The organism is Streptomyces sp. NPDC007095, assembly GCF_040634475.1.
Taxonomy (GTDB): domain Bacteria; phylum Actinomycetota; class Actinomycetes; order Streptomycetales; family Streptomycetaceae; genus Streptomyces.
The window spans coordinates 1-13,171 of record NZ_JBEYFS010000039.1 but is presented as its reverse complement, the minus strand read 5'-3'; the positions used below and the strand labels follow the sequence as shown (position 1 = coordinate 13,171).

Genomic DNA, 13,171 nt, shown 5'->3' with positions numbered 1-13,171 from the left:
ATGGAGCGCTGATCACGTACATGAGTAAGAGCACCGAGTCCGCCCCCAACCGCCCCGCGACCCCGTTCGAGGGCCGCCGTATCCGGGCCGCCGTCATCGGTACGGGCGCCATCGCGCGCGGGAGCCATGTTCCCGCGCTCGCCCGGCTCGCCGAGGAGGGCGAGACGGAGATCGTCGCCGCGGTCGACATCGCGGAGGACGCCGTCCAGAAGTTCTGCGCCGAGGCGGGCATCCCGCACGCGTACACCGATCTGGACCGCATGCTGGATGAGCAGCGGCCGGACCTGGTCGCGATCTGCACCCCGCCGACCCTGCACCGGGACCAGGCAGTCGCCGCGCTGCGCGCCGGGGCCTGGGTCTGGTGCGAGAAGCCGCCGGTCCTGACGCTCGCCGACTTCGACGCCGTCGAGGCGGAGGAGGGGAAGGACGGGGGCCCGTACGCGGCCATCGTCTTCCAGCACAGGTTCGGCTCGGGGTCCCGGCACGTGCGGCGCCTCATCGCCGAGCGGACCATGGGCCGCCCGCTCGTGGCGCACTGCCAGACCACCTGGTACCGCAATGCCGAGTACTACGCCGTGCCCTGGCGCGGGCGCTGGGAGACCGAGGGCGGCGGGCCCGCGATGGGACACGGCATCCACCAGATGGACCTGCTCCTGGACCTGATGGGGCCGTGGAGCGAGGTGCGGGCCATGGCCGGGCGCCTGGTGCACGACGTGGAGACGGAGGACGTCTCGACCGCCCTCGTCCGCTTCGAGAGCGGCGCGCTGGCCACGATCGTCAACAGCGTCCTGAGCCCGGACGAGGTGAGCCGCATCCGTATCGACTGTAAGCGCGCCACCGTCGAGCTCACGCATCTTTACGGCCACAGCAACGACAACTGGCGGATCACCCCGGCCCCCGACGTGTCCGGCGAGGACGTGGCGGCCTGGCGGGACTTCGGAGCGGACGTACCCAGCTCGCATCTGGAGCAGTTGCGGGAGCTGGTCGCGAGCATGCGCGCGGGGGAGCGGCCGCGCAGCAGCGGCGCCGACGGGCGGACCAGCCTGGAACTGATCACCGCGCTCTACAAGTCGGCGTTCACCGACACGACCGTCCGCGCGGGGGAGGTCGGGCCCGGGGACCCGTTCTACACGGCCCTGCACGGGGGCGCGCCGGGCTGGGCGCCGCCCGCCGCGTCCACCGGCGAGTCCGCGTCCACCGCGAGCCAGGAGGCGTCGGCATGACCGAGCCCGCGCAGGGTGCGCTGCGTATCGTCCACGCCCATGGTGATCGCATCACGATCAGCGACACGACCACCGGCGTGGAGCTGTTGAGCTACGTCTATCGGCCCGAGACGGCCTGGGAGGCTCCCAAGCCGTATCTGCACCCCCTCAGGACGCTGGCCGGCGACATCGTCACGGACTACCGGCCCAACGACCACCGCTGGCACAAGGGCCTCCAGATGACGGCCTCCCACCTGTCGGGCTCCAACCTGTGGGGCGGCAACACGTACGTCCACGGGGAGGGATACCTCGAACTCCCTGAACGTGTCGGGTCGATGGCGCACGCCGGCTTCGACGAGGTGGTCTCGGACGGGCGCCGCGCGGTCATCGCCGAGCGCCTCACCTGGCATCCGTACGACGGTGAGCTGTGGGCCGAGGAGGAGCGCCGCGTCGAGGTGCACGACGTCGATCCCGCGTCGGGTTCCTGGGCGCTGACCTGGACGACCGCGGTCACCAACCGGCGGGACGAGACGCTGCGCTTCGGCAGCCCGACCACCGCGGGTCGGGAGATGGCCGGCTACACGGGCCTGTTCTGGCGCGGACCGCGCGCCTTCCGGGACGGCCGGATCATCGGGCCCGACTCCGAGGGGCCCGGCCTCATGGGGCGGCAGGCGCCCTGGCTCGCGTACTCCGGCGAGCACGACGGCGCCGACGGCCACGCGACCCTCGTCTTCGCGCACGCCCCCGAGAACGACCACACCGGGGAGGCGGGCGCCCACCCGGCCCACTGGTTCGTGCGCAACGATCCGTTCGCCGCCGTCGCCCCCTCGTTCGCCTTCTTCGACGAGCTCGAACTCGCCCCCGGCGACACCCTCACCCGACGCTACCGCGTCGTCGTGGCCGACGGGGCCTGGGAACGCGAGGAGGTCGCCAAGTACCTGGAGGAGCACTCGTGGTGAGCGGCGCGCACGAGACCCCGGTGTTCAGCGGGCTGCCGGGCGCCGTCGCCGTCTCGCACCTCTGCGTGTACGACTGGCCCGCCGCCGACGGGGTCTCCGGCGGGACCCCCCATCTGCACCTGACCTGTTCGGAGGCGTACGTCGTCACCGGCGGGCGCGGAGCGGTGCAGACGCTGACGACGTCCGGGTACGAGGTCACGCCGCTCGAATCCGGCACGGTCGCGTGGTTCACACCCGGCACCATCCACCGCCTGGTCAACGAGGACGACCTGCGCATCACCGTCCTCATGCAGAACAACGGCCTGCCCGAAGCGGGTGACGCCGTGCTCACCCTGCCTCCGGAGTACCTGACCGACCCCGAGACGTACGCGGCCGCGACGGTCATCCCGGCCGACGCGCCCGAGGAGGAGCAGGAGCGGGTCGCCCGGGCCCGGCGGGACCTCGCCCTGGAGGGCTACCGGGAGCTGCGCGCGGCGGACGGGCCCGAGCCGCTCGCCGCGTTCCACCGGGCAGCGGCCGCGCTGGTGCGACCCCGGCTCGCCGAGTGGCGCGAGCGGTGGCGGCGCGGTGCCGAGGCCGCCACCGCGGCCACGGGAGAGCAGCTGGACCGGCTGGAGGGGGGCGACGTCTCCCACCTCGCCGACGCCCTCGTACGGGCCGAACAGCCGTCCGCGCACGGCAAGTTCGGGATGTGCGGACGCCTCGACGTCTACAAGGGGACCAATTAGCCCCTACGGGGGTTCTTCTCCGGGCCCGCGCCACCACAGGCCCGTCCCTACGCCACCGCAGGCCCAGTCGCCGTCCAGCCCGGGGTCTGCGGGTGGGCCGTCAGGTGTCCGTGCTCGACCACTTCGCCGCACTCCCGGCACACGACCTGCGGGACCAGCTCATGGCCGCAGGTGTGCTCCAGCACCATGGGACGGAAACCGTCCTCCTGGAGATGGCGGTCGCCCCACGCCATCAGCGTGTGCAGCACCGGCTCAAGTTCCAGACCGGCCTGGGTGGGCCAGTACTCGTAGCGCTTCGGGCGGTCGCTGTACTCGACCTTCTCCAGTACGCCCGCGTCGACGAGCCGTTTCAGACGGGCGGTGAGCACATCGCGCGGTGCGCCGATGTTGCGGACGAGCTGGTCGAAGCGGGTGGCGCCGAGCGACACCTCGCGCAGTACCAACAGGGAGTACTTCTCGCCGACGAGAGCGAGTGTGTCGGCGATCGAGCAGGGGCGGGCGTCCTTCATGCCACCAGTCTAGGGGGTGGGTTGGTTTGTCCAACTCACTGGGTTACTCTTGAGTCACCTAGTGAGTTTGGAAAACAAACTTGGTGAGTCTGGAGATCAAACATGCGTGACGCCGTCATCGTCGAAGCCGTACGCACCCCCATCGGCAAGGGCAAGCCGAACGGCTCCCTCGCCCACGTCCACCCCGTGGAGCTCCTCGCCCACACACTGCGCACCCTCGTCGAGCGCTCCGGAGTCGATCCGGCGCTGATCGACGACGTCATCGGCGGGACCGTCAGCCAGGTGGGCGAGCAGGCCGCGAACATCACCCGGTACGCGGCGCTCTCGGCGGGCTTTCCCGAGGCGGTGCCCGCCACCACCGTGGACCGCCAGTGCGGCTCGTCCCAGCAGGCCGTGCACTTCGCGGCCCAGGGTGTCCTGTCGGGGGCGTACGACATGGTCGTCGCCTGCGGTGTGGAGTCGATGAGCCGTGTGCCCATGGGCTCGAACGTCCGAGGCACCGAGGATCCCTTCGGACCCGGGATCGCGGTGCGCTTCCCGGAGGGCCTGGTGCCACAGGGCATCAGCGCCGAACTCATCGCCGCCAAGTGGGGACTGTCGCGCGCGCAGCTGGACGCTTTTGCGGCGGGCTCGCACCAGAAGGCGGCCACGGCCTGGGACAACGGCCTCTTCGACGCCGAGGTCGCGCCCCTGGAGTCCGTGACCCGCGACGAGAGCGTCCGGCCCGCCACCACCACGGAGATACTCGCCGGACTCAAGCCCGCCTACTACGCCCCGGCCTACGCCGAGCGCTTCCCGCAGATCGACTGGTCCGTCACGGCGGGCAACGCGAGCCCGATCAACGACGGCGCGTCGGCCGTGCTGATCACGTCGAGCGAGACCGCGGCCAGGCTCGGCCTGCGCCCGCTCGCCCGCCTGCACAGTTTCGCCGTCACCGGCTCCGACCCGCTGCTGATGCTCACGGGCGTCGTCCCGGCCACCGAGAAGGTGCTCCGCAAGGCGGGGCTCACCCTCGGCGACATCGACCTCTTCGAGGTGAACGAGGCCTTCGCGAGCGTCGTCCTGAGCTGGCAGCAGGAGACGGGCGCGGACCTGTCCCGGGTCAACGTGCACGGCGGGGCGATCGCGCTCGGCCACCCGCTCGGCGCGAGCGGCACCCGGCTGACGACCACCCTCGTGCACGCGATGCGCGAGCGCGGAGCCCGCTACGGGCTGCAGACGATGTGCGAGGCGGGCGGACTCGCCAACGCGATGGTCATCGAGGCCGTGTAATCGCGGACGGCCCGGGTCCTGCGGGGTTCCCGGGAGCCGCCGTGCCGGAGGCTGATCAGTGTCCGCGCAGGTGGTGGCGCTTGCGCCAGGCCACCACCGCGCCGACCAGGGCCGGCAGCGCGATGAAGCCCATGGCGATCAGGAAGGCGGGGGAGGTCGGCGCCGAGGCCCGGGCCCCCGCGACGGCGTACGCGGCGGTGTTCGGGATCGATCCCAGGGCGGTGGCGAGGAGGAACGGCAGCCAGCCCATGCGGGAGACGGCCGCGCAGTAGTTCGCCGCCCAGAAGGGCACGCCGGGGAACAGCCGGGCCATCATCATCGTACGGAAGCCGTGCCGGCTGAGCTGTCCGTCGGCCGCCTTCAGCCAGCGGGCGCGCAACAGCGGGCGCAGCGCGTCCTGCCCGAGGATCCGGCCGAGCCCGAACGCCACGCCGGCACCGAGCACCGTGCCCGCGAGCGCGGTGCCTAGGCCCAGCTGCGAGCCGAAGAGCGCGCCCGCCGCGAGATTGAGCAGCGGCCGGGGCACGAACGCCACCGTGCACAGTCCGTACGCCACCGCGAACACCACGGCCGCCGCGGCGCCGCTGAGCTGTGGCGGCCAGCCGTCGGAGAGCAGCCGCTGCGGTTCGAAGAGCAGCACGCTCGACGCGGCCGCCGCGAGCAGCACCAGCAGCAGGGAGAGCCGGGACCAGGGCGAGAGCAGGACTCTCGTGCAACGGGCGGCGAGGCCCGTGGGTGTGGAGACGGCGAACTCCGCGGCGAGGGAGAGCTCAGCGACGGGAGCCGGGGGAACGGCTGTGGCGGTGCCCCCAGAGCGGGTGGTGGCATCGAGCATTCGGCGACAGTAACCGACCCGTGTGTGTGATCGCCGTATGGTTCGTCTCATGGGCGTCACAGCTTCCGGAACGTCGGGTGCGCGGTTCGAGGTGCCGAACAGTTCCCTCGCGGACACCGTGCTGGAACGACTCACCGTCACCTACGGCGCGGCGGCCGATTCGGAACGGGCCGTGTCCATGCGCGCGTACATGAAGGACGTCGCCCCCTTCCTCGGTCTGACCACGCCCGATCGACGCGCGCGGTCCCGCACGGTCCTCCTCGGAACGGCGGCCCCTGAAGAGGCCGATTGCATCGCCGTGGCCCTGCGCTGCTGGGCGTTGCCGGAGCGCGAGTATCACTATTTCGCCGTCGACTACCTGCGCCGCCATGTGAGGCAACTCTCTTCCGGTTTCCTCCCGGTGACGCGCCATCTCGTCGGCACGGTCTCCTGGTGGGACACCGTCGACGCACTCGCCGCCCACGTGGTGGGAGGCCTCGTGGCCGCCGATCCGAAGCTGAAGAGCGACATGGACGCGTGGATCGAGGACGACGACCTGTGGGTCGCCCGTACGGCCCTGCTCCACCAGCTCCGTCACAAGGAGACGACCGACACCGAGCGGCTCTTCGCCTACTGCGTACGGCAGTGCGGACATCCCGACTTCTTCGTCCGCAAGGCGATCGGCTGGTGTCTGCGCGAGTACGCGAAGACGGACCCGGAGGCGGTACGGGCCTTCGTGTCCCGGGAACAGGGGCGGCTCGCGCCCCTCTCCGTACGTGAGGCGCTCAAGAACATCGGCCCCTGACGCACCGGCAGAAACACCCGTCACACCCGCCCTCGTGGCGGGAAAAACCATTCGACGTGGCCGGATACGTCGGCGATGATCGCCTCATGTTCCGGTACGCCTTCCTCCTCGCAGCATCCGCAGTCGCGGATGCGCCGAAGGCTGCCGTCCCGATCATCGTGGCCGCCGTCGACGGCGCCCGAAGCTGACCCTTCCCGGATCGTCCGGCGGACCCCGCAGGGGGAGGGTCGGCAAGTCCTTGGGGTCCCCGTCCCGGCCGCTGAGCGCCGGGGCCATCACTCAGCTCCGCTGACACTGAAGAGGCTTCGAGGTATCGCCATGCCCAAGACGGCATACGTCCGCACCAAACCGCACCTGAACATCGGCACGATGGGTCACGTCGACCACGGCAAGACGACCCTGACCGCCGCCATCACCAAGGTCCTCGCCGAGCGCGGCTCCGGCACGTTCGTACCGTTCGACCGGATCGACCGGGCGCCGGAGGAGGCCGCGCGCGGCATCACCATCAACATCGCGCACGTCGAGTACGAGACCGACACCCGCCACTACGCGCACGTGGACATGCCGGGTCACGCCGACTACGTCAAGAACATGGTCACCGGCGCGGCGCAGCTCGACGGGGCGATCCTCGTCGTCTCCGCGCTCGACGGGATCATGCCGCAGACCGCCGAGCACGTGCTGCTCGCCCGGCAGGTGGGCGTCGACCACATCGTCGTCGCCCTGAACAAGGCCGACGCGGGCGACGAGGAGCTGACCGACCTCGTGGAGCTGGAGGTCCGCGAGCTGCTCTCCGCGCACGGCTACGGGGGCGAGTCCGTACCCGTCGTACGGGTGTCCGGTCTCAAGGCGCTTGAGGGCGACTCCCGTTGGACGGCGGCGATCGACGCGCTGCTCGACGCGGTGGACACGTATGTGCCCATGCCCGAGCGGTACCTCGACGCGCCGTTCCTGTTGCCGGTCGAGAACGTGCTCACGATCACCGGGCGCGGGACGGTCGTCACGGGCGCGGTCGAGCGCGGCACGATCCGGGTCGGCGACCGCGTCGAAGTGCTCGGCGCGGCCGTCGACACGGTGGTCACCGGCCTGGAGACCTTCGGCAAGCCCATGGACGAGGCTCAGGCCGGGGACAACGTGGCGCTGCTGCTGCGCGGGGTGCCCCGCGACGCCGTACGCCGCGGGCACATCGTCGCCGCGCCCGGCAGCGTCGTGCCCAGTCGCCGTTTCTCGGCCCAGGTGTATGTCCTGTCGACGGGCGAGGGCGGTCGTACGACACCCGTCTCCACCGGGTACCGGCCGCAGTTCTACATCCGCACCGCGGACGTGGTCGGTGACGTCGACCTCGGCGAGCGGGCGGTGGCCCGGCCCGGCGACACCGTCACGATGACGGTCGAGCTCGGGCGCGAGGTGCCGCTGGAGCCGGGGCTCGGCTTCGCGATCCGCGAGGGCGGCCGGACGGTCGGCGCGGGGACGGTGACCTCGGTGGGCTGACGGCCGAGGGGCAGGACGAGGGTGCCCGTCCCGCTGCGAGGGTGCCGAGGGTGCCCGCTCCCGCTACGAGGGGAGCGGGCACCGACTCGTACCGACCGCCGTCGGAGAGGCCGCGGCCCGCGCGGCGGTCAGGCAGCGCTGACAGTGCTCCTGGAAGGGGCGGCACAATGGACCCGTGGACGAGCCGATACCCGTGACCCGGGCCGTGGATCATGGAACCGCCAAGCTGATGCCGGACGTGGACCGGAGGCGGGCCTGGCTGCTCACGGTCGACGGCGCACCGCAGTCGTACGTCGATCTCGACGAGCCGACCCATCTGGAGTTCGAGTACGCCCGACGGCTCGGGCACGTCCTGGACACGGTCGTGGAGTCGGGACGGCCCCTTGACGTGCTCCACCTCGGCGGCGGAGCCCTGACGCTGCCCCGCTATGTGGCCGCGACCCGCCCCGGCTCACGGCAGGACGTGGTGGAGGCCGACCTGGGCCTGCTGGAGCTGGTCGGCGAGTACCTGCCCGTACCCGAGGACGCGGGCATCACGCTGCACGGCGCGGACGCGAGAGGCTGGCTCGAATCCGCCGCGCCCGCCTCCGCCGACATCGTGATCGCGGACGTCTTCGGCGGCGCGCGCGTCCCGGCGCACCTGACGTCCACGGCGTACGCGCGCGCCGCCGCGCGCGTGTTGCGCGAGGACGGCGTCTATCTGGCCAACCTCGCCGACGCCGCGCCTTTCGTCTTCCTGCGCTCCCAACTCGCCACGTTCGCGACCGTGTTCGAGGAGCTGTCCCTGATCGCCGAACCCGGTGTGCTGCGCGGCCGGCGCTTCGGCAACGCGGTGCTCGTGGCCTCCCACCGCCTGCTCGACACGGCCGTCCTCGCCCGCCGCACGGCCGCCGACGCCTTCCCGGCGCGTGTCGAAAGCGGCGCGGCGCTGCGGGAGTTCATCGGCTCCGCCGTACCTGTGCGCGACGAGGACGCGGTTGCCTCACCCGAGCCGCCCGGCGGTGCCTTCAGCATCGGCTGACCGGAGCTCGACCCCCGCCACCGGTGACCCCTGGGCCACCGGCTTGGTCCGCCGGTTCAGATTCCGTAAGTCCGGCACGCACAACACCGCCGCTGTGACCACGACGACCAGCGCCGAACAGCCCCACAGGGCGGTCGTACGCCCGAGGGCAGCTTCCGCCGGGGCCGCCAGGGCGGTGGCCAGCGGGACCATCGCGATCGGACCGAACCAGTCGTACGCCGGGACGCGGGAGAGATTGTCCTCGGGGATCTCCTGGTGCAGCGAGCAATACCTCTTCAAATGCAACCTCACCACTATTGGCCCTCTGACTCTGGCCGGGACGTGTGAGGGGAAACGCTTCGCGGGGCCGACCGTGGCTGCCAGTGCGAAGCAGCGACCGTCGGAACGGTTCCGGTCGGAACCGCGTTGAAGTCGGCGGGCGACCATGATCGCGGTCCCCCCGGTCGGAGGGGGAGGGTCTGTGCACACCAGCACGGTGCCGGACAACCCGGCGCAGCGGCGCGTCGAGGAAGTCCTGGCGGAGCCGACGGGATCGGGCGTGGAGGCCGGGGCGCAGGTGGCGGCCTGGCGCGACGGCGAGTTGGTGGTCGACGCGTGGGCGCGGACGGCCGACGTCGCCGAGGGGCGGCCGATGGGGCCGGATGAGCGAGGACGAGGTGGCCGCCGCGCTGGTTGCGGCCGGTGCTTCCGGCCCTCGCCCGTCTGCACCGGTGGCGCCCTTGTGGACACCGTTGCCGGGCATTGGAGGCGCTGCGGGGATCGTCTCCGAGGTGGAGTGGGTCCGAGGGCAGTTCGGGGCTGCCTTGCGACCGAGACCAGTTGAGCCTCCTTCCTTGATTGGGAGGGGGCTCGCTGACGTGTGGGTTGGTGGCCTGGTCGATGGTGGACGGGAGGGGAACAGGCGCCTCGTCCCAGCGGGATAGAACATTCCCTACGGCGCGGGCGCGCGCCGCCTGAGAAGGGGGTGTTCCGTAGCGCGCAGGGCCGAAGCCAGCTCGGAGGCTCGCTATTCTGCCTCGGCGTGTCCCTCGCCGAGGCAGGCGCCGGCTGCTGTTTGAATCGTCATATGTCTAAGCGTGACGACGCAGCCCTGTTCGGCAACCGATTCTTGACCATGCCCGCTCCCTCGGAGACCTTCCCCCTGGAAGGCATGGCTGCGACGGACGCAATGAGGCTGCTGGATGTGGACCTCGCCATGGAGGGTGACCCGCAGCGCAACCTCGCCACGTTTGTCACCACTTGGATGGAGCCGGAGGCGCAACGGATTATCGCCGAGAATCTCCACCGCAATTTCATCGACCACGCGGAGTACCCGATTTCCGCCGAGATCGAGCAGCGTTGCGTGCGCATGCTCGCCGACCTCTTCAACGCGCCGGGCAAGACAACCGGATGTCGGACCCAGGGCTCGTCCGAGGCAATCATGCTCGGGGCGCTATCGCTGAAGTGGAAGTGGCGGGAGCGCCGCCAGGCGGCCAATCTGTCGGTCGACCGACCCAACTTGATCTTCGGCGGGGACGTCCACGTCGTGTGGGAGAAGTTCTGCCGCTACTTCGACGTCGAGCCGCGGATCGTGCCGCTTGCCGAGGGCAAGTACACGATCGGCCCGGAGGACGTGGAGCCTCACCTCGACGGGAACACGATCGGCGTCGTCGCCGTCCTCGGCACCACGTTCACCGGCCACAAGGACGACGTCGTCGGGATCGACAAGCTCCTGCGGGACGTCCGCAAGGAGCGGGACCTCGACATCCCGATCCACGTTGACGGAGCCAGCGGCGCATTCGTGTGGCCCTTCCTCTACCCGGACTCGAAATGGGACTTCCGGCTCGAGCAGGTCCGTTCGATCAACGTCTCGGGACACAAGTACGGCCTGGTCTACCCCGGCATCGGCTGGCTGGTCTTCCGCGAGGAGTCCGACCTGCCCAAGGACCTCGTTTTCCACGAGAACTACTTGGGCAAGACCGACGCGACGTTCACGCTGAACTTCTCTACCGGCGCGTCGATGGTGCTCGCGCAGTACTACAACTTCGTCCGGCTCGGTCGCCAGGGCTACACCTACATCATGAAGATGTTGCAGGAGAACGCCCACGTGTTGGCGGACAACCTGCGTAGCAGCGGCCGCTTCGAAGTGATCGGGAGCGACCTCGAGCAACTGCCACTGGTCGCTTTCCGTCTCGTCGGCAAGCACGCCTACGATGAGTCCGACGTCGCCTGGCAACTCTCGGCCGAGCGCGGCTGGATGGTGCCGGCGTACACGCTCCCGCCCAACGCGGAGCGGGTGAAGATCATGCGTGCCCTGGTCAAGGAGACCCTGAGCCGCGAGCAGATCGATCGCCTGAGCCAGGATATTTCCGACGCGTGTCGCACTTTGGACGACAAGGGTGCGACCCATGGGAACGAGCGGGCCCAGGTCAAGCGCGGCACCGGCTACTGACGCGTCTCCCCGCGGTTGCACACACCTGCTCGCTCTGAGGGCGTCTCCACCGCGAACCCTGCCTCCGGCAGATCTGCTGCGCGCGCCGGATACGTGCCAGATCGAACGGTCGGCCACGGTCAGTTGAGGAGCACAGCGGCGTCCACACGTTCGTGACCACCGTCGCAGCGCACAGGCAGGAGGAGCTGGGGTGACGGCCGAGGTGGCACTGGTTCCGCCGACATCCAGCGCTGACATCAACAACCACGGACAGCCGCGGCATTGGGGTCAAGAACGCGGTGCCGGCGCCGAGCGGTCACGCGCACTGAGGTGAGCGAGGCGCCGGCGCGGATTGCTGAGGCCCTGGCGGGGGCAATCGAGGCTGAGGCGGCTGCTGTGCTGGCTGCTGCCGGCGTTCCGGCTCGGCGGCAGTCGCTTGCTCCGGTGATACAGCGGACGCCCCTGCCGGGCGTCGAAGGCTCCTCACGTATCCACTCAGACGTCGAGTGGGTCTGACCCTGCCGAGCCTTCAGAAGTGGCCCGTACGAGCTCTGAGGCCCCCCTTGATTGGGCGGGGCCTCAAGGCTGTCCGGGTCGCTTCTGGCAGCCGCAGCCGGATGCGTTCTTGCCCACTGTGACGGTGACGCCGGGGTCGGCGGAGGTCTCGGCGGGTGTGCAGCAGGCGTTGACACCGCAGCAAGCATCGGCCGACCCGGTCGCCTGGGATGCCTGCGTCTCGGTCCGGGGCTTGGTGGCGCGGACGATGGCGGAGCGTGGCGTCGGCCACGGGGTGCGTGGGGGTGATCTCGATGTTCACGAGCCCTGCCGCCTCAAGGCGTTCGCGGTGCTCGGTGAATGACAGGGCGCCTGCGATGCAGCCGACGTAGTCGCCGAGCTCCGCGCGCTGGGCGGGGGAGGGGGCGTCGTCGGCGACCACGTCCGAGACGCCGATGCGGCCGGCGTCAGGACACGGAACGCCTCGAATCCGGCGCGGGTGTTTTCGACGGCCAAGACGGGTCTCCTGACGCGTAAATACCGACCCGTATGGGCAAAACCGCAGGTAGCTGACCTCGCCTCCTGCGTTGTCGCCCCGCGACGCGGTGTTGATCAAGGGCTACGGGGTGTTCGACGCGCCCATTTACCTGCCCCACGGCGGGCGGCGAAGCCGCCCTGGGTCGCTGACCTGCCTTTCGTACCCCAGCGGCAGCGGTACATCATCCACAGTAACGAAGGGCTCGATGGCGAGCCCTTTGGATGGCATCGACTGCCATGAGGTCTGAGGGACGATGGAAGAGGCAGCTGCCTTTGGGTGGGCGTTGCCGGCCTGGTATGGCTATGCGTAGTTGTGTTGCGCGGAGGGTTCGACGCGGCTGACCCCATTGCCGGTGTTATTGGGGCAGCAGTCGGTGTTCACGCTTGGCTTGCGGGGCTTGGGAGTTCCGGTCCGGGAGCAGGGATCACCAACGACCCTCCGCCACCGGCGATCACAGAGGTGCCGAGTTGGGTTGTTGATCGTGCGGAGGCCGGCCGAGCAGTCGACATCGTGTGCGCACGACGACGCGCCTCGGGCCCAGTGGGCCTCACAACAGCCCTGGAAGGGGCCGGAGGGTTTGGTAAGACCACCCTCGCCACGCTCGTCTGCGCAAACCCAAAGATCAATAAGTTGGTGACGACCGCGGCGGCGGTCAGCAGGGTGTAGTTGTGGCCCGTTCAGGAGGGGCGGCGGGAGCGTCGGGAGGCGTCGGCGGCGGAGGTCACCGCCCGACCGTCGCCGCCGCGATCCCCGCGCGCAACACCGATTGCCGGCCGCGCGCCGACTCGCCGGTTCGCCGCACCGGCGGCTTCTTTGACACTGGTGGCGGCGTCTCCTAGGCCCTGTCGTCAAATTCCCGTCTGCCCTGCGACGCCATGCACGCACTCTCACCGCACCAGGCACAGACCCAAGTACGTCCAGTACGAGGGC

At 70.3% G+C, this 13,171-nt stretch carries 10 protein-coding genes and 2 pseudogenes; 8 read left to right on the top strand and 4 right to left on the bottom strand.

The features are described from left to right. The first annotated feature begins 20 nt into the window (after nt 1-20). From ABZ656_RS15750 to ABZ656_RS15740, 3 genes are read left to right on the top strand one after another with little or no spacing between them, the layout of a single operon-like run. Complete coding sequence (locus tag ABZ656_RS15750) at nt 21-1,223, top strand: Gfo/Idh/MocA family oxidoreductase (RefSeq protein ID WP_360268334.1); 1,203 nt, start codon at nt 21-23, stop codon at nt 1,221-1,223. After that, nucleotides 1,220-2,161, top strand: a complete 942-nt coding sequence (locus tag ABZ656_RS15745) for a PmoA family protein (protein WP_101407931.1) — start codon at nt 1,220-1,222, stop codon at nt 2,159-2,161. Before ABZ656_RS15750 ends, ABZ656_RS15745 begins: the two co-directional genes overlap by 4 nt. Beyond that, nucleotides 2,158-2,889 carry a cupin gene (locus ABZ656_RS15740; protein WP_360268331.1) on the top strand — a complete coding sequence of 244 codons (732 nt, stop codon included), beginning with the start codon at nt 2,158-2,160 and terminating at the stop codon, nt 2,887-2,889. The genes ABZ656_RS15745 and ABZ656_RS15740 overlap by 4 nt, the downstream gene beginning before the upstream one ends. A 47-nt stretch (nt 2,890-2,936) precedes the next feature. Here ABZ656_RS15740 and ABZ656_RS15735 read toward each other — a convergent pair whose 3' ends face one another. Continuing rightward, complete coding sequence (locus ABZ656_RS15735; protein ID WP_360268328.1) at nt 2,937-3,398, bottom strand: helix-turn-helix domain-containing protein; 462 nt, start codon at nt 3,396-3,398, stop codon at nt 2,937-2,939. 102 nt (nt 3,399-3,500) lie between these two features. On the opposite strand from ABZ656_RS15735, the gene ABZ656_RS15730 reads away from it, so the two are divergent. Continuing rightward, entirely contained in the window at nt 3,501-4,670 is a 1,170-nt protein-coding gene (locus ABZ656_RS15730) for a thiolase family protein (protein ID WP_360268325.1), read from the top strand. A 55-nt stretch (nt 4,671-4,725) separates the two neighbouring features. Here ABZ656_RS15730 and ABZ656_RS15725 read toward each other — a convergent pair whose 3' ends face one another. Next, nucleotides 4,726-5,505 (bottom strand): VTT domain-containing protein, encoded by a 780-nt coding sequence (locus ABZ656_RS15725; protein ID WP_360268322.1) that lies wholly within the window; start codon nt 5,503-5,505, stop codon nt 4,726-4,728. A 49-nt stretch (nt 5,506-5,554) separates the two neighbouring features. Here ABZ656_RS15725 and ABZ656_RS15720 point away from each other — a divergent pair, with 49 nt between their 5' ends. From ABZ656_RS15720 to ABZ656_RS15710, 3 genes are all read left to right on the top strand, one after another. Continuing rightward, nucleotides 5,555-6,289: a DNA alkylation repair protein gene (locus ABZ656_RS15720; protein WP_360268319.1), complete on the top strand. Its 735-nt coding sequence runs from the start codon at nt 5,555-5,557 to the stop codon at nt 6,287-6,289. Between the two features lie 318 nt (nt 6,290-6,607). Beyond that, on the top strand, nt 6,608-7,777 hold the full coding sequence (gene tuf / locus ABZ656_RS15715; protein WP_101407926.1) for an elongation factor Tu: 1,170 nt from the start codon (nt 6,608-6,610) through the stop codon (nt 7,775-7,777). Nucleotides 7,778-7,952: 175 nt separating this feature from the next. Next, nucleotides 7,953-8,798: a fused MFS/spermidine synthase gene (locus ABZ656_RS15710; RefSeq protein WP_101407925.1), complete on the top strand. Its 846-nt coding sequence runs from the start codon at nt 7,953-7,955 to the stop codon at nt 8,796-8,798. Here the strand turns inward: ABZ656_RS15710 and ABZ656_RS15705 are convergent. Continuing rightward, nucleotides 8,760-9,062: pseudogene (locus ABZ656_RS15705) on the bottom strand (MFS transporter); the annotation flags it as partial. The gene ABZ656_RS15710 and the pseudogene ABZ656_RS15705 overlap by 39 nt on opposite strands. A 757-nt stretch (nt 9,063-9,819) precedes the next feature. On the opposite strand from ABZ656_RS15705, the gene ABZ656_RS15700 reads away from it, so the two are divergent. Next, complete coding sequence (locus ABZ656_RS15700; protein ID WP_360268315.1) at nt 9,820-11,229, top strand: glutamate decarboxylase; 1,410 nt, start codon at nt 9,820-9,822, stop codon at nt 11,227-11,229. 558 nt (nt 11,230-11,787) lie between these two features. Here ABZ656_RS15700 and ABZ656_RS15695 read toward each other — a convergent pair. Next, nucleotides 11,788-12,189, bottom strand: a pseudogene (locus ABZ656_RS15695) (arsenite S-adenosylmethyltransferase); the annotation flags it as partial. Nucleotides 12,190-13,171 lie beyond the last annotated feature (982 nt).